26 protein-coding genes are annotated in these 24,325 nt (G+C 37.6%); 9 read left to right on the plus strand and 17 right to left on the minus strand.

What is annotated here, in order from left to right; all coding sequences use genetic code 11:
- Positions 1 to 2: 2 nt before the first annotated feature.
- From ACJJVU_RS07130 to ACJJVU_RS07145, 4 genes are read right to left on the minus strand one after another with little or no spacing between them, the layout of a single operon-like run.
- The gene (locus ACJJVU_RS07130; protein WP_405223719.1) at positions 3 to 500 is read right to left on the minus strand and encodes a hypothetical protein; all 498 of its coding nucleotides are present in this window, start codon (positions 498 to 500) and stop codon (positions 3 to 5) included.
- Positions 501 to 549: 49 nt separating this feature from the next.
- A complete protein-coding gene (locus tag ACJJVU_RS07135) occupies positions 550 to 2,169 on the minus strand; it encodes a M1 family metallopeptidase (protein WP_405223721.1) in 1,620 nt (539 codons plus the stop codon).
- A 48-nt stretch (positions 2,170 to 2,217) separates the two neighbouring features.
- Complete coding sequence (locus ACJJVU_RS07140) at positions 2,218 to 2,757, minus strand: DsrE family protein (RefSeq protein ID WP_405223723.1); 540 nt, start codon at positions 2,755 to 2,757, stop codon at positions 2,218 to 2,220.
- A gap of 1 nt (position 2,758) precedes the next feature.
- Positions 2,759 to 3,664 (minus strand): Brp/Blh family beta-carotene 15,15'-dioxygenase, encoded by a 906-nt coding sequence (locus ACJJVU_RS07145; protein WP_405223725.1) that lies wholly within the window; start codon positions 3,662 to 3,664, stop codon positions 2,759 to 2,761.
- Between the two features lie 114 nt (positions 3,665 to 3,778).
- Between ACJJVU_RS07145 and ACJJVU_RS07150 the strand changes: the two genes are divergently transcribed.
- Positions 3,779 to 4,513: a bacteriorhodopsin-like gene (locus ACJJVU_RS07150; protein ID WP_298327154.1), complete on the plus strand. Its 735-nt coding sequence runs from the start codon at positions 3,779 to 3,781 to the stop codon at positions 4,511 to 4,513.
- A gap of 209 nt (positions 4,514 to 4,722) precedes the next feature.
- On the opposite strand, the gene ACJJVU_RS07155 is transcribed toward ACJJVU_RS07150, so the two are convergent.
- The 3 genes from ACJJVU_RS07155 to ACJJVU_RS07165 form a co-directional block, all read right to left on the minus strand.
- Entirely contained in the window at positions 4,723 to 5,073 is a 351-nt protein-coding gene (locus tag ACJJVU_RS07155) for a hypothetical protein (RefSeq protein ID WP_298327157.1), read from the minus strand.
- A 121-nt stretch (positions 5,074 to 5,194) separates the two neighbouring features.
- On the minus strand, positions 5,195 to 6,769 hold the full coding sequence (locus tag ACJJVU_RS07160; protein ID WP_405223727.1) for a GMC oxidoreductase: 1,575 nt from the start codon (positions 6,767 to 6,769) through the stop codon (positions 5,195 to 5,197).
- Positions 6,770 to 7,021: 252 nt separating this feature from the next.
- On the minus strand, positions 7,022 to 7,432 hold the full coding sequence (locus ACJJVU_RS07165; RefSeq protein ID WP_298327161.1) for a DUF4293 domain-containing protein: 411 nt from the start codon (positions 7,430 to 7,432) through the stop codon (positions 7,022 to 7,024).
- A gap of 202 nt (positions 7,433 to 7,634) precedes the next feature.
- Between ACJJVU_RS07165 and rho the strand changes: the two genes are divergently transcribed.
- On the plus strand, positions 7,635 to 9,407 hold the full coding sequence (gene rho, locus ACJJVU_RS07170; RefSeq protein ID WP_405223729.1) for a transcription termination factor Rho: 1,773 nt from the start codon (positions 7,635 to 7,637) through the stop codon (positions 9,405 to 9,407).
- 641 nt (positions 9,408 to 10,048) lie between these two features.
- Here rho and ACJJVU_RS07175 read toward each other — a convergent pair.
- The 3 genes from ACJJVU_RS07175 to ACJJVU_RS07185 form a co-directional block, all read right to left on the minus strand.
- On the minus strand, positions 10,049 to 11,920 hold the full coding sequence (locus ACJJVU_RS07175; RefSeq protein WP_298327165.1) for a SulP family inorganic anion transporter: 1,872 nt from the start codon (positions 11,918 to 11,920) through the stop codon (positions 10,049 to 10,051).
- A gap of 148 nt (positions 11,921 to 12,068) precedes the next feature.
- On the minus strand, positions 12,069 to 12,275 hold the full coding sequence (locus tag ACJJVU_RS07180) for a DUF2892 domain-containing protein (protein WP_339848664.1): 207 nt from the start codon (positions 12,273 to 12,275) through the stop codon (positions 12,069 to 12,071).
- 75 nt (positions 12,276 to 12,350) lie between these two features.
- On the minus strand, positions 12,351 to 12,965 hold the full coding sequence (locus ACJJVU_RS07185) for a Crp/Fnr family transcriptional regulator (RefSeq protein ID WP_405223732.1): 615 nt from the start codon (positions 12,963 to 12,965) through the stop codon (positions 12,351 to 12,353).
- Between the two features lie 147 nt (positions 12,966 to 13,112).
- Here ACJJVU_RS07185 and ACJJVU_RS07190 point away from each other — a divergent pair, with 147 nt between their 5' ends.
- From ACJJVU_RS07190 to ACJJVU_RS07200, 3 genes are all read left to right on the plus strand, one after another.
- Positions 13,113 to 13,784: a DUF2306 domain-containing protein gene (locus ACJJVU_RS07190; RefSeq protein WP_339848668.1), complete on the plus strand. Its 672-nt coding sequence runs from the start codon at positions 13,113 to 13,115 to the stop codon at positions 13,782 to 13,784.
- A gap of 79 nt (positions 13,785 to 13,863) precedes the next feature.
- Positions 13,864 to 14,493, plus strand: coding sequence for a hypothetical protein (locus ACJJVU_RS07195; RefSeq protein ID WP_405223734.1), 630 nt, complete (start codon positions 13,864 to 13,866; stop codon positions 14,491 to 14,493).
- 6 nt (positions 14,494 to 14,499) lie between these two features.
- Positions 14,500 to 15,834 (plus strand): histidine kinase, encoded by a 1,335-nt coding sequence (locus ACJJVU_RS07200; protein WP_339848674.1) that lies wholly within the window; start codon positions 14,500 to 14,502, stop codon positions 15,832 to 15,834.
- Between the two features lie 94 nt (positions 15,835 to 15,928).
- On the opposite strand, the gene ACJJVU_RS07205 is transcribed toward ACJJVU_RS07200, so the two are convergent.
- The 3 genes from ACJJVU_RS07205 to ACJJVU_RS07215 form a co-directional block, all read right to left on the minus strand.
- A complete protein-coding gene (locus tag ACJJVU_RS07205) occupies positions 15,929 to 16,774 on the minus strand; it encodes a TerC family protein (RefSeq protein WP_013751719.1) in 846 nt (281 codons plus the stop codon).
- Entirely contained in the window at positions 16,774 to 17,157 is a 384-nt protein-coding gene (locus tag ACJJVU_RS07210; protein WP_108876526.1) for a DNA topoisomerase IV, read from the minus strand. Before ACJJVU_RS07210 ends, ACJJVU_RS07205 begins: the two co-directional genes overlap by 1 nt.
- Before the next feature lie 138 nt (positions 17,158 to 17,295).
- Entirely contained in the window at positions 17,296 to 17,745 is a 450-nt protein-coding gene (locus ACJJVU_RS07215) for a helix-turn-helix domain-containing protein (protein ID WP_405223737.1), read from the minus strand.
- 282 nt (positions 17,746 to 18,027) lie between these two features.
- Here ACJJVU_RS07215 and ACJJVU_RS07220 point away from each other — a divergent pair, with 282 nt between their 5' ends.
- The 3 genes from ACJJVU_RS07220 (at position 18,028) to ACJJVU_RS07230 (ending at position 20,298) form a co-directional block, all read left to right on the plus strand.
- Positions 18,028 to 19,077 (plus strand): M14 family zinc carboxypeptidase, encoded by a 1,050-nt coding sequence (locus ACJJVU_RS07220; protein WP_405223739.1) that lies wholly within the window; start codon positions 18,028 to 18,030, stop codon positions 19,075 to 19,077.
- Between the two features lie 132 nt (positions 19,078 to 19,209).
- On the plus strand, positions 19,210 to 19,692 hold the full coding sequence (locus tag ACJJVU_RS07225) for an Lrp/AsnC family transcriptional regulator (RefSeq protein ID WP_013751723.1): 483 nt from the start codon (positions 19,210 to 19,212) through the stop codon (positions 19,690 to 19,692).
- Between the two features lie 81 nt (positions 19,693 to 19,773).
- Positions 19,774 to 20,298: a DinB family protein gene (locus tag ACJJVU_RS07230; RefSeq protein WP_405223741.1), complete on the plus strand. Its 525-nt coding sequence runs from the start codon at positions 19,774 to 19,776 to the stop codon at positions 20,296 to 20,298.
- On the opposite strand, the gene aroB is transcribed toward ACJJVU_RS07230, so the two are convergent.
- Complete coding sequence (gene aroB / locus ACJJVU_RS07235; RefSeq protein ID WP_405223743.1) at positions 20,295 to 21,374, minus strand: 3-dehydroquinate synthase; 1,080 nt, start codon at positions 21,372 to 21,374, stop codon at positions 20,295 to 20,297. The genes ACJJVU_RS07230 and aroB overlap by 4 nt on opposite strands.
- A gap of 90 nt (positions 21,375 to 21,464) precedes the next feature.
- Between aroB and ACJJVU_RS07240 the strand changes: the two genes are divergently transcribed.
- The gene (locus ACJJVU_RS07240; protein WP_405223745.1) at positions 21,465 to 22,634 is read left to right on the plus strand and encodes a proline dehydrogenase family protein; all 1,170 of its coding nucleotides are present in this window, start codon (positions 21,465 to 21,467) and stop codon (positions 22,632 to 22,634) included.
- 129 nt (positions 22,635 to 22,763) lie between these two features.
- Here ACJJVU_RS07240 and ACJJVU_RS07245 read toward each other — a convergent pair whose 3' ends face one another.
- From ACJJVU_RS07245 to ACJJVU_RS07255, 3 genes are all read right to left on the minus strand, one after another.
- Positions 22,764 to 23,090 carry a DMT family transporter gene (locus ACJJVU_RS07245; RefSeq protein ID WP_405223747.1) on the minus strand — a complete coding sequence of 109 codons (327 nt, stop codon included), beginning with the start codon at positions 23,088 to 23,090 and terminating at the stop codon, positions 22,764 to 22,766.
- Between the two features lie 123 nt (positions 23,091 to 23,213).
- Positions 23,214 to 23,702 (minus strand): hypothetical protein, encoded by a 489-nt coding sequence (locus ACJJVU_RS07250; protein WP_405223749.1) that lies wholly within the window; start codon positions 23,700 to 23,702, stop codon positions 23,214 to 23,216.
- Positions 23,703 to 23,807: 105 nt separating this feature from the next.
- Complete coding sequence (locus ACJJVU_RS07255) at positions 23,808 to 24,110, minus strand: hypothetical protein (protein ID WP_405223751.1); 303 nt, start codon at positions 24,108 to 24,110, stop codon at positions 23,808 to 23,810.
- Between the last annotated feature and the right edge of the window lie 215 nt (positions 24,111 to 24,325).

The raw sequence follows: 24,325 nt of genomic DNA on the forward strand, positions 1-24,325 counted from the left end.
GATTAGTTAGATTGAAATCCTTTTTCCCATTCGCTATTAATTATAGTTGCTCCATAAACGAGTTTGTGGCCAAAGGTCCAAGCACCCATTGTAAAGTCTTCTTTAATGATGGAAGGTTCCATACGCCATTCCTCGTTGTTATTAGGTTTACCCATTAGCGATTCGGCAAGGGATCGTACGGTGCTCATATCTTTATATGCAATGGTGATAGCATATAATAACGGCTCTTGATTTTTTGTAAATAAATAGCTATACGATGTAATAGAGCTATCACTTACAGCTTCCATATATTCTATTTTAAACTCCGACTCTTTATCTAAGCGTGTCGCTTTTGGAGCCTTTTTTTCAAACTTTTTTAAAGTCATACCTAGATATAACTGCTTCTTTTTAAGTTCTTTTGGGAAGTGCTGTTGCTGTTTTCCTTTTGAAAATTCATCTAATGTCACTGAAGGAGCAGTAATAAACAAACATAAGAAGAGTAAATTCCATTTTAATAGCATATGATAGATGGTTGCTCATTATAAAGCAACAGTGTATTGGTTTGATTAACTACAGTTTCCTTTTTTGTATATAGAAATCCTCAGGTATACTCATATCAATTATTTTCTTAGACATTTTAAGCTCTTGCCACTGATCTGTAGGCTTGAGCCATTGTAATTTACCATTTATCATTATAGAAAGTGGCATAGAGAAATCACTTATCACATTTGTGTAGCGATAATTCAGTTTCTTTTTACTCACTTTATATTCAAAGGTTGGGATTTTTACCGTTCTTAAATATTGGTCAAATATAGGAGCGAGGTTCTGGTTTAATCTTTTAGACATAAAATCTTCTACCATGGCACTTGTAGTGGTTTTATGGTAAAACTCCTTGTTAAGTCCACGTAAAGTCTCTCGCCACAGCTCATCATTATCTACAATGGTGCGTATGGTGTGTAGCATATTTGCACCTTTATAGTACATGTCGCCACTTCCAGAACGATTTACATCGTAAGTACCTATGATAGGTCTATCATTTCTAATGTTTTTGCGCAGTCCAATTACGTATTCACTAGCAGCATCTTTTCCAAAATGATAATCTAGATAAAGATTTTCTGAGTAATTAGTAAAGCTCTCGTGAATCCACATATCTGCAACATCCTTGTTTGTAATGTTATTTGCAAACCATTCATGACCAGATTCATGTATGATTATAAAGTCAAATTTAAGTCCTTGTCCTGTGCCAGATAGATCGCTTCCTAGGTAGCCATTTTTAAACTTGTTCCCATAAGTTACAGAGCTTTGATGTTCCATGCCTAAGTACGGAGCTTGTACGAGTTTAAAACTATCCTCATAAAATGGATAAGGACCAAACCAATGTTCAAAAGCCTCCATCATCATAGGGGCTTGTGTAAACTGAGCTCTCGCTTTTTCCTCATCTTCACGAAGTACCCAGTAGCTCATATCCAGTGGGCCTTTCTCTCCTTTATATACTTCTGAGAAGTTTACATAATCTCCTATATTAAGGTTAACTCCGTAATTATTTATAGGATTTCTCACTGTCCAGTGATATGTTTTTGAAGATGCTGTACTATCTATGCCCACTAGTCGTCCATTAGATACATCTACTAGATTTTTGGGAACGGTAACATGCATGTCTAAGCTATCTACTTCATCTGCTGGGTGATCACGATTAGGCCACCATACGCTGGAACCTATGCCTTGATTTGAAGAAGCGATAAAGTGTTTACCACTGCTATCTTGTTGCCAAGTAATACCGCCATCCCATGGTGGGTTTACGGCGATGCGAGGCTTTCCTTCAAAACTTAAACTTATTGCTTTTAATTCTCCTGCTTTTTGAGCAGATTCTAGTTGGATAAAGTGAGCATCACCTTCAGAACGCACATCAAGAGAGTGTCCATCTTGCATTACTGCTGTGAGTTCCATAGGGGCTTGAAGATCTATTTGTAACTCGGTTACGCCTTCTTCTAGCACACGATAGGTCATTATATTAGTACCTATTAAAGATTTTGATTCTGGCATTACCGTGACAGAAAGATCATAGTGAACGAGGTCCCACCAGGCTCTTTGTGGAGTGATTGATCCTCTAAGGCTGTCTTGACGAGTAGCTTCTTGAGAAAAAACAGATAAGGTGATAAAAGAGAAAACTAGGGTAAATAGTAAGCGCATGTGTGTGTAATTATCTAATGGTGCAGATTTATGAAGGTAGAGCAAACTTTAAAAAGCGATGAGCGTATAACCTTCCATTTGTGATTGACTTAATACCGTCATTGCCGAGAGTCCTACGTCAATCATTTCTAGTCTTCGTTCTTTAGTAATATTACGCGCTCCAGCAGTTTGACCGCAAAGTATGAGTGACACGTTTGCTTCTTTTAAGGCTTTAAGTAATTCAATGTTCGGATTATCTACGCCAAATTTTTCTTTATATAATTCATTGGTAAGCATTCCATAGGCTGCTTGTCCATGTATAGCAGCGCGTATATGCATATTTTCTACGGGAACTCCTGCTTTTTCTTGCATGTTGAGAAATCGCGCCATCGTCTCGATGTATGGATTGCGCTGACTTGGATTTTCAGGTGCTTTTGCCACATCAAAAATCACTTTAAATACTGCTGTGGTATTTGTTTTAAAATCAGGATTGTCAACCTCATAGGTTTTCCCAAAATCACTTATGACATTCCCAGGAGTAGATACGGGTTGTTGTGCATGCGCTTTCGCGAAAGCGAGACTTAAAAAAAGTAAAAAAGTATATTTCATGTTAGTGAGTTTTTGTGTTATTATTTTTCTTTTTAAACATCAATGATATAATCAGCGAGTGTGGAAATGTCACTGCGGCGATAAAGGAAAAGAAAATTGCAAAGAAAAGCACACTTTCCTTAAGCCAAAAGTAGCTTAAACCAATCCCGATGATTGAAATAATCCAATAAGGCAACGCATTTTTTATATAGAGCCAGATAGTTTGATTAGTAAATCTACCATATATAAAGTGTATTTGTTCAAAAAGTGATGGAAGACTATGCCATAGCACAAAGTATATAGTGAATCCCCAGATGAGGGATGACATTTTAAATATGACCACCAGTAAGCCTAGAAAGAAGAGCTCTTTTAATAATACTTTTCTAAATATATCACTGTTAAAAGCTAAAATGGCTACTGTAACTACTAACAAAGTAAGAATACTGTATAAAGAGTACAATAGAAATGCGGGTGGAAAAGGTGCTCCTGTGATTGTCATTACAATCTCATCTACTTGCTCTGCATTAAAAAGGAATAATATAATGAGAATGAGGGCTCCATAACTCCCTTGCAATATAAGTGATAACCATTTGTACTTAGTGTCCACCTTTGACTCCCAGTGCTGTTCACCAAAATGATATGCGCTAAAAATGATAAATAGAATTACTGTGATAGAAGGGATGGTGTAAAATGCTAGAAAAGTAAGCAACACTGTAAGCACATAAAAGAAGAGCGATTTAAGGAAGCTCCTTTTTTTCTCCTTAGTAAATAACTTCTCTATTAATAATAAATCATTTGATCCGTGTATGATACCAAAGGTGAGAATAAGTAAAAAACCCAAAATCAGCTCAGCCTTACTAGAAAATAATGTGGCGACCCATAAGCCTGCAAAACTACCTATGATTGTGATATTGAGAATTTTTGTCATGAATAATTTATGTATTGATAATTTTAATATAAAAATTATGAGAAAATAATTATTTATTTGTTTAACATTATCTAAATTTACTTAAACAAATGTTTAATTAAAAATATCAATGCTATGAAATTTTTATTACTATTACTGGCCGACCCTACAAGATTAGATCCAAGTGATTATGTAGGATTTACATTCTTTGTAGGTGCGATGGCGATGATGGCAGCTTCTGCTTTCTTTTTTCTATCGCTTAACCAATTTAACAAGAAGTGGCGAACCTCAGTCCTTGTATCGGGGCTAATTACGTTTATTGCCGCAGTACACTACTGGTACATGAGAGATTACTGGTTTGCTATTCAAGAGTCTCCTACATTCTTCAGATATGTAGATTGGGTACTTACAGTTCCATTAATGTGTGTTGAATTCTACTTAATATTAAAAGTAGCTGGCGCAAAACCTGCACTTATGTGGAAGCTTATTGCATTTTCTGTAATCATGTTAGTAACAGGGTACTTTGGAGAAGCGGTATTCCAAGATCAGGCAGCCTTGTGGGGTGCTATATCTGGAGCAGCATACTTCTATATCGTGTATGAAATCTGGTTAGGAAGCGCAAAGAAAATAGCTGTAGCCGCAGGTGGAGATATCCTCAAAGCACATAAAATACTATGCTGGTTTGTACTCGTAGGTTGGGCTATTTATCCATTAGGATACATGCTAGGTACAGATGGATGGTACACAAGCATCCTAGGAAAAGGAAGCGTAGATATCGCTTACAACATTGCAGATGCTATTAATAAAATAGGATTTGGACTAGTGATTTATGCACTAGCTGTAAAGAAGAATGAAGTTGAGGTTGTTTAAGTTTGATTAGTAAAAGGTGAAAACACTCAATTGAAAAACGCAACCAGAAATGGTTGCGTTTTTTTATGTGTCGGTTTTAGTAATTATTATGCTGTAAAATAGATGTATTACGCTTTCGCGAAAAATTTCTAAGTCATTTAATAATTGCCAACCTTTGTGAGTCGTTACTTTTACGAGCCTCCAAACGTTGAAATGATTACAAGTAAATCTTACTCTTCCTCTTCTTGAAAAGTCTCTCTTGATAATAATTTACTAGAAATCTTATAAGTTCCAGCATAGGTAAGTCCTGCTTGACCTTTTCTAGAAGTCAAAAAAGCTTTTTTATACCACTTGGCATCTGTTGCTTTTTTTCTGAAATCTTCATGCTTTGATACACCAGTAGATACACCGTTGTGCCATGATTCGATGGTAAAGACACCTAAGCCAAAATGCTCTGCACGCTGAAGCACAATCTCAAAATCTGCCTCAGAGAACTGATACGAGTCATCTGCCTCCGACTCTTTATTGAGATTAGTCAAATCATTAAATAAGTGCTGTTCTAAAAATTCTGTTTTTTCCATAGTGGCGGTGAAGGTAGTGTTTAAAAGGGAAAAGTATAACTATTTTGTAACTACGAACTTATTTTTTAATCCTTGCAACGTTTTTCTGATGGGCAAACGTAGATGCATCTTAGGCTTTGTTTTATTGCTTGTTTGGTATTTGATCCATCGCTCTTTCTGCAATGGCAGTAATGGTAAGTGAAGGATTCACACCAGGATTTGCCGAAATCATAGCTCCATCAATAACGAGCATATTTTTATAACCAAAGACATTGTTGTCTTTATCTATAACTCCGCTATCTGTATTTTCTCCCATAACTGCACCGCCTAGTATGTGTGCTGTAGATGGTATTCCTGCTAGCGTTTCTAAAGCAAAGGAGGTACTTACACCTTTTATAGCCTTACTGTATGATTTAACAAGCGCTATAGATTCTGGAATAAATGGGGTAGGAGCCTTTCCAGAACTTACTGTGGATGTCATCTTCCCAAAAGCATTTCTTTTAAAACGTAATGTGCTATCTAGCGTTTGCATAAATAATAAGACAACGGTATTCTTTGCCCAGCCATTACTAATGTAGATTTTAAAATAATCTACAGGATTTTTGATAAGTTTGATTGCCGTTTTAAAAAGTCGTGAGAATACATTTGAACCCGTTACATAAGGTAAGTGAGCAAGTTTCCACGCATTAGAGCCTTCCCCATATCTACATATTTCTAGATGACTATTTTCATCTGTATCAAGTATGCTTCCTATAGCGATACCCTTTGAGAGGTTTTTATCTTTTTCTAGTGTGGAGACACTTATAAGCGTTTCATTATTACTTCGTATATCTTCACCTAGATGGTCTGATAGAAGTGGTAACGATTTAGTTTTCAGAGCTAGCAAAAGCTTGACTGTACCTAGTACACCGCCAGAAAAGATAACGCCTTTGGTAGTGATTTTTTGATGTTTACCAAAGATGCGCGTACTTCTTTTCATAAAGACTTCATATCCTAGAGCGCTGTCATTTTTATCTAATGGCTGTACATCATATACTTCATTTTCGGCAAGTATGGTGGCTCCCTGTTTTTGAGCGAGGTATAAGTAGTTCTTGTCAAGTGTGTTTTTTGCATTGTGGCGACAGCCAGTCATACACGCACCACAAAAATTACATCCAGCGCGATCTGGCCCTTCTCCATTAAAATAAGGGTCTTTTACTGTTTTATTAGGAGTTCCAAAGAAAACTGCAACCCGCGTAGGATTAAACTTTTGTGCAATATTTAAATCGTCTGCTACGGCTTTGAGAGCTTTATCTCCGTCATACAAGGAAGGATTTTGCGTTGCGCCTAGCATTCTTAGTGCTTCCTTATAGTACGGTTTTAAGTCGTTTTCCCAGTCATTGAGCGATTTCCAGCTCCCAGAGTTAAAGAAGGCACTTTTAGGTGTGGGTAACGTATTTGCATATACAAGCGAGCCGCCACCTACACCAGTTCCAGAAATAATGGCAATGTGTTTAAATATGGATAGTTTCATAATCCCAAAAAAGCGCAGGTATGGCATCCAGAGCCATTTTCTGAGATTCCAGTTGGTTTTAGGGAAGTCGGTTGCTTTGTACCATTTTCCTTTTTCAATAACGAGCACTTTATAACCCTTTTGAGAAAGACGAAGAGCGCTCACAGAACCTCCAAAACCACTTCCTACAATAATATAGTCGTATGCTAAGTCTTTTTGGTTCATAGTGATTTTGTGCGTGTGAGGTTATTGAGCTCGTAATTTACTAAACTTCTTTCTTCTGCTCGTTTATCACTGGTTTAATTAGCATAAAAGTGAATCTCAAGTTTAACTGTTCATAGACGAGCAGTATATAAGAGGGTAGGGGAGTTATTTGATAATGTGTGGTTTTTGATATCACATTTTCGCGTAAGCATAAAAAAAAGCCTCACAAATAAATGAGAGGCTTTACGCACTAATAAAACTAAGATTATAGGCTTATCGTAATCTATCTACAGATTTTACAAGATCTTCATCGCGCTTGATTGCCTTGTTTGCCAAGACTAGTAAAACGATAGAAACAAGCGGAATGATCATCCCAATACCCTTCTCAAGAACCGCCGTTCCTCCAGATAACATTTGTGATCGATATACCAAAATACCTAATAATGCAAAGTTTAATAAGATATTGAGACGTCCTAAGACGAATTGGTTCTTTCTATTATTCCATAAAAATATGGAAATAAATGAGAATACAGCACTAAGACTAAAAAGTGTTATGTAAGAAATATCATCTACTGCCCACACGGCCTCACCATCCATATCAGAATAAAGGCTAAAGGCATAAGGCAATCCTAGTGAAACTAAGGCTGCTAGTAAAAGATATATAGTTTGTATACGTTGTATCACGTGATTCTCATTTTAAACTGTGGTAAAAATAAGTCTCATTTTGTGATATTGCTAAGAAAACTTTGAAAATAAAATTGTATCATTGTCTTGTAATTATGTAAAAGGCTCTCCGCTTGTTACTTAATTGCTTAATATTTTTAGTATCAAATTCTTCTTTTGGTACGCTCTAATCACCCGATTAATAATTTACCCACATTACTAGATGTTTGATATTTCAGAATTAAAAGCAAAGAAGCTTCCCGAGCTTCAAGAGATTGCAAAAGGGATTAATGTTCCTAAATACAGAACATTAAAAAAGCTAGACCTTGTTTATAGAATACTTGATTTACAAGCAGCAGACCCAAAAAAAATAGAGGCAGTAGTGCCTAAAGTAAAAGAAGCAGCTGCACAAGCTCCTGCTCCTAAGACAGAACGTAAGCCTAGAGAAGAGCGTAAACCTCGTGCTCCACGTCCAGCAAAAACTGCAAAAGATACTAAGGATGCTCCCGCAGCAAACACTGAGGAAACTAAAGATGCTCCGGCAAAAGGAAAACCTCCTGTAAAAAAAGAAGCTCCTGCAAAAAGAGAACCGCAGGCAAAGAGAGAAGCGGTAAAACGTGAACCTGCTAAAGGAAAAGGTGGAGACGATACAAAGACACCACAAAAACGAGATAATCAAAAAGATACTCGTAATAACGATAAGCGCAACAGCAATGACAACCGTCAAAGCAATGATAAGCGTGCACCGCGCGATAATAATCGCAACACAAATACGCGTACTAATACGCCACGTAATAACCGTAATCAAAAAGACGGTAATACGCATGGTAACAATGGTAACAAGGATAGCCGTAACCGTTACCGCGAACCAGATTTTGAATTTGAAGGAATTATAGAGAGTGAAGGAGTTTTAGATATTATGCAAGATGGCTACGGCTTCTTACGTAGTTCTGACTATAACTACCTAGCATCTCCAGATGATATTTATGTATCACAATCACAGATAAGACTTTTTGGTCTTAAAACTGGTGATACGGTACTAGGGGTAATACGCCCTCCAAAAGAAGGGGAGAAGTATTTCCCACTTATTAAAGTGAGTAAGATTAATGGTTTGAACCCTAACATCGTTAGAGATCGTGTTTCTTTTGAGCACTTAACACCATTATTTCCTACAGAAAAATTTAACCTAGCAGATCGTCAAGCGAGTATATCTACTCGTGTGATGGATATGTTTGCACCTATAGGTAAAGGGCAGCGTGGTATGATTGTATCACAGCCTAAAACGGGTAAAACCATGTTACTTAAGGATGTGGCAAATGCTATTGCGGCAAACCACCCAGAGGTATATCAAATCGTACTTCTTATAGATGAACGTCCAGAGGAAGTTACAGATATGCAGCGTAATGTAAATGGAGAGGTAGTAGCCTCTACATTTGATAAGGAAGCACATGAGCACGTAAAAGTGGCAAATATTGTACTTGAAAAGGCAAAGCGTCTTGTAGAGTGTGGTCACGATGTAGTAATACTTCTTGACTCTATCACACGTCTTGCACGTGCTTATAACACCGTACAGCCAGCATCTGGAAAGATTCTTTCTGGAGGTGTAGATGCAAATGCATTACACAAGCCTAAGCGTTTCTTTGGAGCAGCACGTAACATTGAAGGAGGTGGTTCTCTTACCATTCTTGCTACAGCACTTACAGATACAGGTTCAAAAATGGACGAAGTAATCTTTGAAGAATTTAAAGGTACTGGTAACATGGAGCTACAACTGGATCGCAATATTGCAAACCGCCGTATTTTCCCAGCAATCGATCTTACCTCTTCATCTACACGTCGTGATGACTTACTGCACAGTAAAGACACTACGCAACGTCTATGGGTATTACGTAAATACCTTGCAGATATGAACCCAGTAGAGGCAATGGAGTTTATGAGCGATCGTATTAAGAGCACAAAAAACAATGAGGAATTCTTGATCTCAATGAATCAATAAGCACCCTCTTTTTAGTATAACAAAGAACCTCTCAATAGCATTGAGAGGTTTTTTTATGATTTTTAGTAAGATTTTGGAGCGCATAAGTAGCGCTACTTTGCGAGCGTAGTTTCCCGCTTTCATTACAATTCCTCGTTTCGCTATAGCTACACTGCGGGATTTTCATTTAAGTTTTTAGTGTGTAGTTGGAGCGCATAAGTAGCGCTACTTTGCGAGCGTAGTTTCCCGCTTTCATTACAATTCCTCGTTTCGCTATCGCTACACTGTGGGATTTTCATTACAATCGGGGCTAGCAGCTAATGCAAGTGTCAATCTGCAAAAGCTTAATTTTCTGGATTTTAAGAAAACTATCCACATGAAAAAAAAGCTCACCCTTCAGGGTCGGGGAAAAAGCTTTTTGGAATCAAATGCTGACCCGTTATTGCAATTTCTCGCTACACTGCGGGATTTCCATTGCAATCGGGGCTAGCAGCTAATGCAAGTGTCAATCTGCAAATGCTCAATTTTATGAGTACGTAAAAATCTTTACGTATAGAAAAGCTCACCCTTTAGGGCCGGGGAAAAGCTTTTTGAAATGAAGCTCACCCCTAAGACTCGGCAAAAAGCTTTTTTCAGCAAAAGCCTTCCTCAAACTAATCTATTTAAGCTTCTGTATCTAAAATACCAGAAAGCACATGATATCGAGGATCGTCTACGCTTTCTTCAATCACTTTATCAAACTTAGGTGATGCTTTACGCATTAGATCTTTACACTCAGTACTTAGGTGCTTTAACGTAATTGTTTTTCCTGCGGCCTCATACTTCTCTAGTAAAATATAAATCGCCTCTAGCGCAGAGTGGTCTGCTACTTTTGCTTCTATAAAGTCAATTTCGATATGCTCTGGATCACCATTGATATCAAACTTAGAATTAAAACTCTGGATACTCCCAAAGAATAATGGGCCCCAGATTTCGTACACCTTTGTTCCGTCTGCTTTAAATCTCTTTCTAGCTCTAATTTTCTTAGCGCTGCTCCAAGCAAATGATAATGCAGCAATAATAACACCTACAAATACTGCAATGGCAAGATCAAAGAATACAGTTACAGCAGACACTATAATAAGAACAAAAGCATCTGATACTGGTATTTTCTTTAAAATTCTAAAACTAGACCAAGCAAATGTTTCTATAACCATCATAAACATTACACCTACTAAGGCTGCAATAGGTACTTGCTCAATAAACTTATCTGCAAATAATATAAAGGTAAGTAGTGTAATTGCCATCATCACTCCAGATAGTCGTCCTCGTCCTCCAGCATTAATATTTATTACTGTTTGTCCTATCATACCACAACCACCGGTTCCTCCAAAAACACCACTCACGATATTTCCAGCTCCTTGTGCTACACATTCTCTGTTTCCATTACCTCTAGAGTCTGTCATCTCATCTACTAAATTCATAGTCATAAGCGTTTCAATTAAACCTACTGAGGCTGCAAGAAATGCATAAGGCGCTATAAACTTAAGGGTGTCTAGGTTAAATGGCAGGCTACTCCATAATTCAAATACATTGAGCTTACTTGAGATTTCTGCCATACCATTGAGCCCTGCACCACCACCATCTCTAATGAATTCGCCAACGTTTACAGAGTCTAATCCGCCAAAAATTGATATGAGCGATACAATAAGGATAGCCGTTAATGCAGCTGGAATCTTTGGGGTGATTTTAGGAAGTCCCCATACGATGAGCATGGTGAGTAATACAAGCCCTATCATTGTATATAATGACTTTCCTTGCATCCAGGTCTTAACGACTCCTTTGTCTTTTACAGAGTAAAATCCATCTTGAGAAGCATTAAAAACAACCTTTTGCGTATTTGTATCATATACTTGTCCGTCAGATAATACAAACACTTCTTTGTTGGTTGCCTTGTTTATTACAGAGTTTCCTTCTATTGTAAATAGTACAGTATTTGAGACCTTGTCCTTTACTTCATTATCAGATACGGTATAAACGAGCTCTTTCGAAGCTGTTTTACGCATGTTATCTCCAGCGTAGTCTTTTTTGTTTTCTTTAAACATTCCTAGTTGTGCAAGGAATATCACGATAGCAAGACCGTTTACAAACCCCATCATCACAGGGTGCGGAATCAAGCGCACGAATTTCCCCAACTTAAACAAGCCAGCAAAGACCTGAATAACTCCCATTAACACCACCGCGGCGAGTAAATAGAAGTATCCCATATTTTCAACAGGCTGGTCAAAGAGTAATCCCTTTGCATGACCTTCTTGAATCATCTGTACAAAAATCACGGCAACTGCTCCTGCTGCTCCCGAGATTAATCCTGGTCTGCCGCCAAAAAGTGCTGAGATAATTCCAATTACAAACGCCCCAAATAATGCCACAATTGGACTTATTTGAGCCACAAATGCAAATGCAACTACTTCAGGTATCATGGCTAAAGAAACCGTAATACCAGAAACGATATCATTCTTAGGATTAGAGGTGAAATTGTTGAAAAGACGCTTCATAAGGCTGTTTTTAAGAAGCCGCAAAGATAGTGTATTCTTAAGGGATAGCTATAGCGCATTTATGGGAGTTACGGTAACGTTTTCGCGCAAGCGTAAAAAAAGAAACCCTCACAAGATAACTTGTAAGGGCTAAAGATGTAAGGATGTGTTATTTTTTTACTTTGTATGTGCTTAGTCTAAAGGGAGCATAAAGCGGGCAAAATGAAACAAAGCTTGTTGCGATAAAAATAAGTGCTACGACGCCCAGTATAATTGCCACCGTGCCGTTTATAACGTTAGCTGCATATAATATACCAATAATCACTGCAGCCGCTATGCGTATACCGCGATCTAAATTTCCCATATTCTTTTTCATAGTGTGTTGTTTTTAGAAGTAATACGACACAAATGTAATGGGAGGATTTCTTGTAAATGGTGACTGTGGTCACACTTACATGATTTTTATGGTGCGTCCTTCTTGGGTTATGTGATTTTCAATCTCCAGTTTTTTTAAGATCCTGCTTACGACTTCTCTTGCGGTGCCTAGATCTGTTGCTATTTCCTTATGAGTGATATGAAGTGTTTGAGTTGCTGTAACACGCGATTTTTCTTTTAAATAATCGAGTATGCGTGCATCCATTTTATCAAAGAGGAGATGATTTACAGCGTTCATCATGTCAAGATAACGCGCATCATAGTTTTTAAAGAATAAGGTATTGAGCGCAGGGTAGGTCTTAAGCCATTGCTGTACTTTGTCTACAGGTAAAAGAAGAAGTTTTGCATCTGTTTCTGTAATTGCATATCCGCGACTAGGTAATTGTGAGATTCCAGAAGAAAAAGAGATGATGCAACTCTCTGCCGGTTCTATGTAATAAAGCAGAAGTTCTCTATCTTCATAGCGAGAATATACCTTTACGAGTCCGTGTATTACGATGGGAATAACCTTTGCATACTGTCCTTCTCGCAGTAATTCTGTTTGCGCAGGGAGTTCCTTTATGATGCCGTGTGTGGTTATTTCCTTAATGAGGTCTGGATGAAATCTTGGAAAAAGCTCTTTAATTATCATAGGTATCTATACTAGGTGCTGTAAAACTACAATTCGGTAGGCTGTTATAGCAATTGAGTAGCAACCTTTTTATGATTACTGAATTCTGGCTCATATTTGTATTGTCAATCATGAGCAATACTGTCTCAATATTTAAAAATCTAACCGATGAACTACGATACTTTCTTCGAGATATTTATAACACTACACGCCATAGGTGGTTTTATCTCCCTCATAGCGGGAACTATCTCTGTAATTGCTCGTAAAGGAAATGCTTGGCATAAAAAGTCAGGAATGGTTTTTTATTACGGGATGCTTACAGCTGGTATTTCAGGTATTGTGGCATCGTTACTTCCAGATCATAACAACCCATTTTTATTTGTTGTAGGACTTTTTAGTGTGTATCTGGTTCTTTCTGGGTATAGAGCACTCCGTTTTAAAAAGATAAAGGAAGCGAGTGAATTACGCTATGATAAAATCATTTCTTATTCTATGCTCATCATAGGTCTGGCAATGATAGTTTATGGTGCGTTGTCATTGCTTTCGGGTTCTTCTATGGGGTGGATTCTTATAATCTTTGGAGGAATTGGTGTTCTTAATGCTGTAGGAGATATACGTGCAATGCGAGATATAGCATCATTGCGTAAAAAATATCTTAGACTTCATATAGGTAAAATAACAGGTGGATATATCGCAGCTTTTACCGCTTTCTTTGTCACAAATCAAGTACTTCCGGCGCTATTAAGCTGGTTATTGCCTACCATATTTGGTGTTTTATTCATTGGTTATTGGTTGCGTAAAACAAAACCTCGCAAGAAAACTACAACTGAGACTTCATAAACGACGGTTGGGTAGGTTACGCTTTCGCGAAAGCGTACTTAAAACCATCTTTACATCATCAATCACAAACCATTATATTATGAAACATTTACTTCTTATTATCGCATTATGCAGCAGTACATTTCTTATGGCTCAAACTAAGTACGAGCAAGGAATGACAAAAGCGATGGAGCTTTGGGAAGAAAGCAAGCTTGATGAGGCTTCAAACCTCTTTGAGCGCATTGCTACTGTCGAAAAAGACAACTGGCTCCCTACGTATTATGTTGCTCAAATTGCTATAATACGTAACTGGAGAGACTTTGAAAACAGAGAGGAAGCCACTATGAAGGCGACGCTAGATAAGGCGCAAGAGTTTATAAATACAATGCGTACGATAGCTCCAGATAATCCGTATGCAGACCACTTGCAAGCGCAGCTTTATACAGTTTGGGTTGCTCACGATGGGATGAAATACGGGATGAAATATGCAGGTACTATAGGAGAGCTCAATCAAAAAATGGTAAATAAGGAGCCAGATAACCCTATTTTTATAGCAGAAAAGGCACAGTGGGATATGGGAAGCGCAAGATATTTTGGGAGCTCAATAGTGCCATATTGCGCAGAGTTGCAGCGTGCCATCACGCTTTTTGCTACCTTTAAACCTGAGACTAAATTCCATCCTCAAGGAAATGTAAAAAGAGCTTTAGAAAGTGCCGAGGCTTGTAATTAATAAGAAATGAAATATTATCTAAAAGAGTTTGCAAAGGCAAATATTGTAGGCTTAACAATATTTATCGTTCACAGTATTATACTTTATGTGCTGGGTAATCCTTGGTATGGAGATGGTGTGATAACCTTTTTCATACAAAACCAAATCTTCTCTGTAGCGCTGTATGCAGTGAACACTATGGTTATAGTGAACTTTAGAAAACGTTTTACAGGCAGTCTGTTGAATTTAAAGGTGCTTACTTATGCGCTAATTGCGCATATTGTTGTGACTTTAATTACGGTTTTTTTGCTTCGATTAATACTTATTACAGGATATTATAAAATATCATTTGATGAGTATATGGCTAGTGAAGGCCTTGAAGATTATATTTTTCCTTTTCTAATAACAGCCGTAGCAACTTCTTCATTTTATGCGGTGAGTCGATGGAAGAATAAGCAGGAGAGTAAGGTAAAGCAGTCTAAAATTATTGCTGGAGCCGCTTCGGCAAAATTTGATGCGCTTAAAAATCAGCTGGATCCACATTTTTTATTCAACAGTTTAAATGTGCTGGCAAGTCTTATTGAGGAAAACCCAAAACAGGCAACAAAGTTTACCACTTCGCTCTCTAAAGTGTATAGGTATGTGCTAGAACAAAAGAATAAAGAGCTAGTGCCGCTGGAGGAGGAACTCACTTTTGCCCGTACATATATGAATCTAATCAAGATGCGTTTTGAAGATAGTATCGTGGTGGAAATCCCAGAAAGTGCCTCACATCAAGAATATAAAGTAGTGCCGCTATCCTTGCAGTTATTGCTTGAAAACGCTGTAAAACACAACCAGGTAACGCCTAACAAGAAACTATATATTAAGATTTATGAAGATGGCAATAGGCTCTTTATTGAGAATAACATCCAAGCCAAACAGGTTATTAAGAAGAGTAGTGGTGTGGGCTTGCAAAACATCAAGCAACGTTATAGTTTACTATCCAATAGTGAAGTGCATATAATAGATGATAGTGAGACTTTTCAAGTTGGGATACCGCTATTAACACAAGCAGAGCAAGTGACATTTGAGCCTAGGCAGAGCGAACTCCTTGCAGATAAACGATACCAGCGAGCAAAGAAGAAGGTAGAAGACCTTAAAGGTTTTTACATTCACTTTACGATTTATGCGGTTATGGTACCTGTGTTTATATACTTTAATGTGCAGTCTACAAGCTTTCCTTGGGCTTTGTTTCCTATCCTAGGATGGGGCTGGGGGGTTGCTGGTCATGCATCAGAAGTATTTGGGTGGAGTCCTTTGTTTAACAAGGCGTGGGAGCGTAAAAAGGTAGAAAAGCTTATGGAAGATGAGAACTTTTAATCTAACGTCTTGCTGCTTGTTATAGTCAGAACGAAAAGAAAAATCCCCTTGAAACGTAGTTTCAAGGGGATTTTTTATGTGAGGGTGTAGTGTATTACTTTTTAGTAAGGTGCTCTACGTTTTTCTTCATTTGGATTTGAGCACCAGAGTCTTTAGTCTTCATAGCGCGGTATTTAAAGTTTATAAACTCTACTAGAAGCGAGAATGCAATCGTAAAGTATAAATAACCCTTAGGGATAGCTCCTACAGACGATCCAAAGATTTCTAGGTGTGATAGGTGCGCGCCTTCTGCAATAAGCATAAAACCTATTAAAATTAAGAATGAGAGGCCTAATATCTGTAATGAAGGATGCTTTGCGATAAAGTTTCCTACAGGGTTTGCAAAAAGCATCATGATTCCTACAGAAATGACTACAGCAATCACCATAATGATCAACGCATCTGTTGGATTATCAGAAAGCCCATTAGTCATTCCCACGGCAGTAAGTATAGAGTCAAAAGAGAATACAAGGTTGATTACTGCGATTTGTACAATAGCATTACCTAGTGTGGTAGAGCTCTTCTTTGAGATTTCTTCCTCTTCAAGACCTGTCTCGTCTACTTTTTCATGAATTTCATGCACAGACTTCCATATCAAGAAACATCCTCCTGCTAGTAATATAACCGCTTGCCAACTTATACCTCCAGTAATCCAGCTTTGATTAATGTGCCAGAATGGTGCGCTAAGTGCAACTAACCATGAGATACCAAATAGTAGTGCAATACGCATACCCATTGCAAGGGCTAGACCTATATTAGTCGCTTTCTTACGATCCTTTTGTGGGAGCTTTTCGGCGGCTATGGAGATAAAAATGATGTTGTCAATACCTAATATGATTTCAAGAAAGGTAAGTGTAAGCAGTGCTACCCAAGCATCTGCAGTGGTAAGAATGTCAAACATTAGTCAGTTGTTTTTTTGGCGATGCCACGTTGTTTGTTGGTTTCTCCTACAAGGGAGTATTCAAAGGTATAAAAATCTCCGTCAGTAGCTATGATTTTCATGTGTAGCGCTTTTTCTTCACTCATGCTACGTGGGTGGAGCTTCTTGACGATGTACTCACAGTCATTAATCCATCGCACAGAAGAGGAGTCTGCTTTGCCTTTAAAGTAATCTATCTCTAGTGTGTCGTTGCGTTTAAAAGTGGTTGCAACTAGTTCTCCGTCTAGTAATGTTTCAAATGTAAATGTACCTGTTTTAAAATCTGTACAGTCACGTTCTGGGCTTTCACAGCTTAAAGCGAAAACACTAATTATCACAAAAAAAGCTTTCCATTGATTCTTCATAGGTTACAAAAATACCACAGGAACGTGAGTAATTGAGAGTAAGTCTTAGATATTTTAAAGAAGTAAAATGACTAAAAATTTCTTACCAAAAGTGTATGCGATGTAAGGTGATTTTTGAAGAAGAAGAGTAGGTGAATTTTACATCTCATAACTCTCAAAAGTTCCATCTTCTAAGAAAATAATCACTCTCTTAATGGGTGATTTTGAAGAGGAAAAAGCAGTGATATTTTTGAGTGTTTTTTGCTCCGTGTTTGATGGTGGAGTAGCACTTGTTTTTGATGCCAATTCTTGATCATTTTTTGAAGGCACATCAGCCGAAAAAGTAGTGTGGTTTGATGGAGTAGAAGCCGTGGTTTGTGGACTTGATTTTGTTCCATAAAGAAGCCATTGTAATTCCACTTCTGGGAAGGTAGCAACTACGGTCATTACAAAGTCTAAACTGGGCTTATTTCTTCCAGCCATAAGATGAGATATGGTAGCTCTTCCTACGTGTAGTTTTTCTGAAAAAGCAGTTGCGCTCAATTCGTTTGCATCCATGATTTCTTGGAGGCGTTGCGCAAATTTTGTGTTGTTTATGAGTGTTTCCATTTGTATACAGCAAAGATACGTTACAAATGTAAACTATGGATGTTCTTATATGTAAATAGTTAGTATAGGTGTGTTATTATGTTAAATTAATACTTTAGTAATGGGTCTTTAAAATACTGATTTAAAACAACTAGAGTTTTTGTAAAGTGCATTTAGTTTAATTGGAGGTAATCTTCCAGTAAAACGTTACTTCTGTATATAAAACTCACTGTTTACATTTGTAAACAGTGAGTTTTAATGAAGAGTTGTAAAAAAAGTATCTTTGTAGTCCAAAGAATACATATGGAGTTACCTGAGTTATTACAACTGTTTTCCCAATGCCGTGAAGAATCTATTTCTGGCAGATATATATCACCAGATTTTATCACCGATTTTGTCTCTCAATTATCGTTAGATTTTACGATTGATACACTGGGTCATTCGGTAGAAAATAGACCTATTCATTCGGTAGTTTTTGGTACCGGAAAAGTGAAGATTTTTATGTGGTCACAGATGCACGGAAATGAATCTACAACCACAAAATCTATGCTTGATTTTTGTCGTTTTTTAGAGCTAAAAAAAGATTCAGATTTCTATAAAAAAGTGATTGAAAATTGCACCTTTTTTATGATCCCAATGCTCAATCCAGATGGCTCAAAAAACTGGACAAGAGTAAATGCAAATGAGGTAGATCTCAATCGCGATGCACAAGATTTGAGTCAGCCAGAATCAAAAATTTTGCGTGGTGTTTTTGATGCTTTTAAACCTGATTATTGTTTCAATTTACATGGGCAAAGAACCATCTATGGTTTTGAAGAAACAGGTAAACCATCTATACTTTCCTTCCTTGCACCTTCGGCAGATGTGGAGAGGAGTTTCACATTTTCGCGAAAGCGGTCTGCAAGTATCATTGCTCATATCTTTAAAAATCTCAAAGAAGACCTTGATGGAAATATAGGGTTGTATAATGATGCGTTTAATAATAATTGTGTAGGTGATGCTTTTCAAGAAGCTGGAGTGCCTACTGTGTTATTTGAAGCTGGTCACTATCCAGATGATTATGGTAGAGAGAAAACTCGAGCTTACGTATTTGCTGCAATGTTATATGCGATTGAAGCTTGTAGTGAGACACTAGAGTATGATATAAGTGCTTATAAAGATATTCCTGAGCATAGTGCATGTTATTGTGACGTGCATGTAAAGGATGAGGACAGCAAGTGTGGGATATATTATGTAGAGCGAGTAGAGGATGGGGAGATTGTTTTTGAACCAACAGCCCTTGAGCCAGCGTTGAGTAGCGGTAAGTTTGCTCATGCTTTACTGGATAATGCATCTGCGTTTAAACTTCCTTAATAATTATCGATTTAGTGCCCGTTTTTATGGGTAAAATGGCTGCGACAACGTTATCGTTAAATAGATTAAAATATTACAGAATAATCAGTATTATTCTATTATTTTTGCATTATACTCAAAAGACACAGTTGAATGGCAAAATTTAAATTAGACGAGGTAGATCACCAAATTCTCGATATGCTTATCGAAAATACGAGAACTCCTTTTACAGATATAGCAAAAAAACTTCTTATTTCGGCAGGTACAGTTCACGTACGTGTTAAGAAAATGGAAGAGGCGGGAATCATCACAGGTTCTTCATTAACACTTGATTACGGAAAGTTAGGTTATTCTTTTATTGCTTACGTAGGAGTGTACATTAATAAGACATCACAAACTACATTTGTACTTGAGCGTATCGCCCAGATTCCATTTGTAACTGTGGCTCACGTAACTACAGGAAAGTTTAATATCTTCTGTAAGATACGTGCAAGAGATACGAATCATGCAAAGAACGTAATTTTCTTGCTAGATGATATTGACGGAGTGTACCGTACAGAAACGATGATCTCTCTAGAAGAGAGCATCAATGATAAAAAACGATTAATGCACTCTATCTTTCAAGATCTAGTGTAATTACAATAAGACTTTATTTTACTAAAACCCTTTCTCTGTTGAGAAAGGGTTTTTTGTTACTTTTAGATTTTAAAAATAAACATGATGATAACCACTAGCGCAGTTAAAGAGAGAGAGTATAATGAGTATTACAAACAGTATATAGATCAAGTACCTGGCTCGCTAGGTATTGCTCAAGCGCTCGAGAAAGGGATGGAAGATACTAAGGACTTCTTTACATCGCTTTCTGAAAGTGAGTTGTTATTGCGTTATGAAGAAGGTAAGTGGACCCCTAAGGAGGTATTACTGCATCTTATAGACACAGAGCGCATCTTTAGCTATCGCGCATTACGTTTCTCGAGAATGGATAGCACGCCTTTACAAGGTTTTGAGCAAGATGATTTTGTACTATCTAGTGATGCAAACAATCGCACTGTAGATTCTCTTATTGCCGAGTATATCTCTGTAAGACAGTGTAGTTTATTATTATATGCGTCTATGACAGCGCAGACTATTGCAAACATAGGTACCGCAAGCGGAAGCCCGATGAGTCCTCGCGCAGCTGCATTTATCACAGCTGGTCACGAGCGTCACCACATTAGAATTATTAAGGAGCGCTATCTTTAATCTATAGTGCTAGCCTGGTAATAATCAAATGCTGCGTGGATAAGGTCATTTGAGACTTGCTTGTCTATTACTGGCTTTCCTATACTTTCTAGAAGTACGAAGTTTATTTGCCCATTGGCATTTTTCTTGTCATACTTTAAGTACTCGATGATGGAGGTTATGTCCGCTTTCGCGAAAGCTACCGCATCATACATATCATTAAAGGTTGCAGTAATCTCATCTAGTTCATCTTGTGATAAACCAGAAAGCGCCACCGAAATGAAGCTTTCCAAAATCATCCCAATTGCAATGGCTTCTCCATGCAACAAGGTTGTTCTATCCTCAGATGCTAGACAGTACGACTCAATGGCGTGACCTAGCGTGTGCCCATAGTTAAGCGCTTTACGCACATTTTGCTCGCGTGGGTCTTCTATGACAATATCATTTTTAATGATGATGCTCTCGTAGATGAGTTGGCTCAAGTCATCTGTTGTCATGGCGCTCAGATCTTTGAGCTTATCCCAATACGTTCTATCTGCCACGAGACCGTGTTTATACATCTCTGCAAGTCCAGAACGTAATTCTTCTGGAGGTAAGGTTGCAAGAAAGCCACCATCTATCAATACCATCTGCGGATTGTTGATTACCCCGATTAAGTTCTTCAATGTACCTAAGTCTACACCAGTTTTACCACCTACACTAGCATCTACCATTGAGAGTAAAGAGGTAGGAACGTTTATAAAATCCATACCACGCTTAAAAGTGCTTGCTACAAAACCACCAAGGTCTGTTACAACCCCACCACCTACATTAATAATAAGCCCTTTTCTGTCTGCATCTAGATTTGCCAGTGCATCCCATACTCCAGTACACGTTTCTATAGTCTTGTTGATTTCCCCATAAGGAATCTCAATTATCTCAATAGGAATCTCTGTCGCGAGATTGCCTAAAAAAGGTGCAAGACAGTGCTCGTGTGTGTGCTCATCTACTATAACGAAGATCTTGCTGTAGTTGCTCTGTAGTAGTAATACATTAAGGGCATCATATCCAGATTCATTAAAAACGATGTCGTAAGAAGCGGCTTGTATGGCAGTCATTATTTTTGAAATTTTAACGGTTGCAAATTACTCACTTTTGAGTAAAAAAAGTTTAAAGTGGGTGTATATTTGTGTAACAAATATATTGATATGCAAACCTCTCTTTTTGAAAATACTGAAACTGCATTTGCTCTTAAATCAGATAGCGAACTAGAACGCGCTTACTTTTTATTTAAAATGATTTCTAAAGAACCGCTTGTGCGCATAGGTACAGCGGCTGCTCGTTTTGCACTAGGTGCAAACTTACCTGTAGAAGGTCTCATACGCTCAACGGTGTTTGATCATTTTTGTGGTGGTGTAAATGAACAAGACTGTATGACCTCTGTAGATAAACTGTATAGTGCAAATGTATGCTCTGTACTTGACTACTCTGTAGAAGGAAAAGAAGAAGCAGCATCTTTTGATGAGTGCATGAATAAGGTGATAGGTCTGGTGAAGTTTGCAGACGAGAAAGAAGCGATGCCTATTGTTGTTTTTAAACCAACGGGCGTTGGTCGTTTTGCTATCTGGCAAAAGCTTACCGAAGGAGAAGAACTAGATGCCAAAGAGCAGGTAGAGTGGGAGCGCATCAAAGAACGTGTAAACGCAATATGCAAGATTGCTTATGAGCGTGACGTAGAAGTATTGATAGATGGAGAAGAATCATGGATGCAAGGTGCTGCAGATGATCTAGTGGCAGAAATGATGGCACTATACAATAAGGAAAAGCCTATTGTGTATAACACATTACAATGCTACCGTCATGATCGCTTAGATTACTTAAAGAAATTACACCTAGAAGCCCGCGCTCGCGGATTTACAATAGGTATAAAAGTCGTACGTGGGGCATACATGGAGAAAGAGCACAAACGAGCAAAGGAAAAAGGATACCCAACTCCTATATGCGCTAGCAAACAAGCAACAGATGAAAACTTTAATGCAACCATGCGTTACATTATTGAAAACTTAAATGACATCTCACTGTTTCTAGGAACTCATAATGAAGATAGCTCTTTACTTGCTGTAAAACTCATGGGAGAAATGGGAATAGCAAAAGAGGACAATAGAGTATGGTTTGGACAGCTTTATGGAATGAGTGACCACATAAGCTTTAACCTCGCTAAGGAAGGCTATAATGTAGCAAAGTACCTTCCATTTGGCCCAGTAAAAGATGTGATGCCTTACTTAATGAGAAGAGCAGAGGAGAATACCTCTGTAGCAGGACAAACTAATCGCGAACTAGAATTACTCAAAGCAGAGAAGAAAAGACGAAGATTATAATGACGAGCACGTTTGAAGTGTCATACATACATATAAACACAAAGGTCTAGCATATGCTAGACCTTTTGCTTTTTAAAAATTGCTGGCTGTGAATTATTACATGCGAATTTTAAATTCTAAGCCACTTTATTAATTCGATACAAATTTCAAGCCTACTATAGAGACAATAAGTGTTGCGATAAAGAACAATCTCCAGAAGGTAGCCGGTTCTTTAAATATAAAAATACCTAGCAATACTGTTCCTACAGCTCCTATACCCGTCCATACAGCATATGCAGTGCCTATAGGTAATACACGAGTTACTTTTACTAGCAAGAGCATACTTACCGTCAAGCAGAGTAAAAAACCAATGTACCAGTAGGTACTCTCAGCTCCCTCCGCTTGTTTTGCTTTCCCTAAACAAGTAGCAAATGCAACTTCAAAAAGCCCAGCAATTATTAATAGTATCCAGTTCATTAGGTTGATTTAAATTATGTGTTACTCGCTAGTCCCAAGCAGCATACCATTAGGTACAAGCATGTGATAAGGAATAAGTAATATATAAAAAAAAGCCCTATAGATTTTATAGGGCTTCTTTGTTTAACTCGCTATCTGTAGCTTTTTATTAATGAGTGTACTCCAACTGTCTGCAAGTTGTAGTTCGCCGTTAAGCTGCATATTATCTTCGTCATATAATGTGAAGCTTACTTCTCGTTCGGTGGCATTAGATGGTGTAAAAGCTAGTGCTACGCGTTCTGTGATAGTAAATTGTTCAGCGCCACTTTTTACATTTCTATGCGCTTTTACTGTCTGGCAGTTCGTAATAGTGGATAAATCTACAGAGGATGATTGTGGTTGTCCATTACTTTCCTTGTAAAAGAAAATGGCATTCAACTCTTTATCTCTTCCTATCACAAAATCTCCACAAAACTCGTAATCACTTATAGTGTGATTTTGAGCAGTTGCGATATGATTAAGTGCTTGTAGCATTTTATTTTCTTTCTTCTTTTTATTAATCGCCATGATAACAAATGGCACGATGCAAATTGCTACAATGATTGTTCCTACGGTAATACTTCCTAAATCCATGATATTGTTTTTTTGATATTGATATACTGGGCATTGCAATTATTGCAATGCCTTAAATGTTTTCCAGAAGCAATTACTAGCGCCTGGAAGCAATACAAAAAAAAATTACCAGAAATAATGAAAAGGAAAGATGTGATCTGCCTTACGATGATGTATTAAAACATTGATCGAGGTCTTTATGTACTGAGTATACGTACTACTAGCGAGTACATCTGTAGTATGTGATAAAGTTCCACAGCTAGAAACGAAGTTTCTGAGATAGGGAACACTAATAGTACTAGGCGCCTCTATTACAACTTCAGACTGCGGTAATTCTCCAACAATAATTGCCGAAACAGCAGCAGTTACCTTTTCTGTTGAGGAAGAAGTAGTGATATTCTCATTTAAATTAACAAATGATGTATCCATAGCACTCATTGCAATACTGCAAAGGGCTACTAGAATAAATACACTTATATGTCTGAGAGTTGTTTTCACGCCGCAAATGTAATTTAGTTTTTAATACTGAAGTTTAATTAATAAAACTTTGTGAGTGATTTTAAGACTTACCATTGATTATAAATGGGCGTTTAGGAGAAAGTAGCGCTTTTAAAAGAACAGTATGTGATTAGAGAAGCACTATG

The sequence above is a fragment of the Dokdonia sp. Asnod1-B02 genome (genome assembly GCF_045063955.1).
Taxonomy (GTDB): domain Bacteria; phylum Bacteroidota; class Bacteroidia; order Flavobacteriales; family Flavobacteriaceae; genus Dokdonia.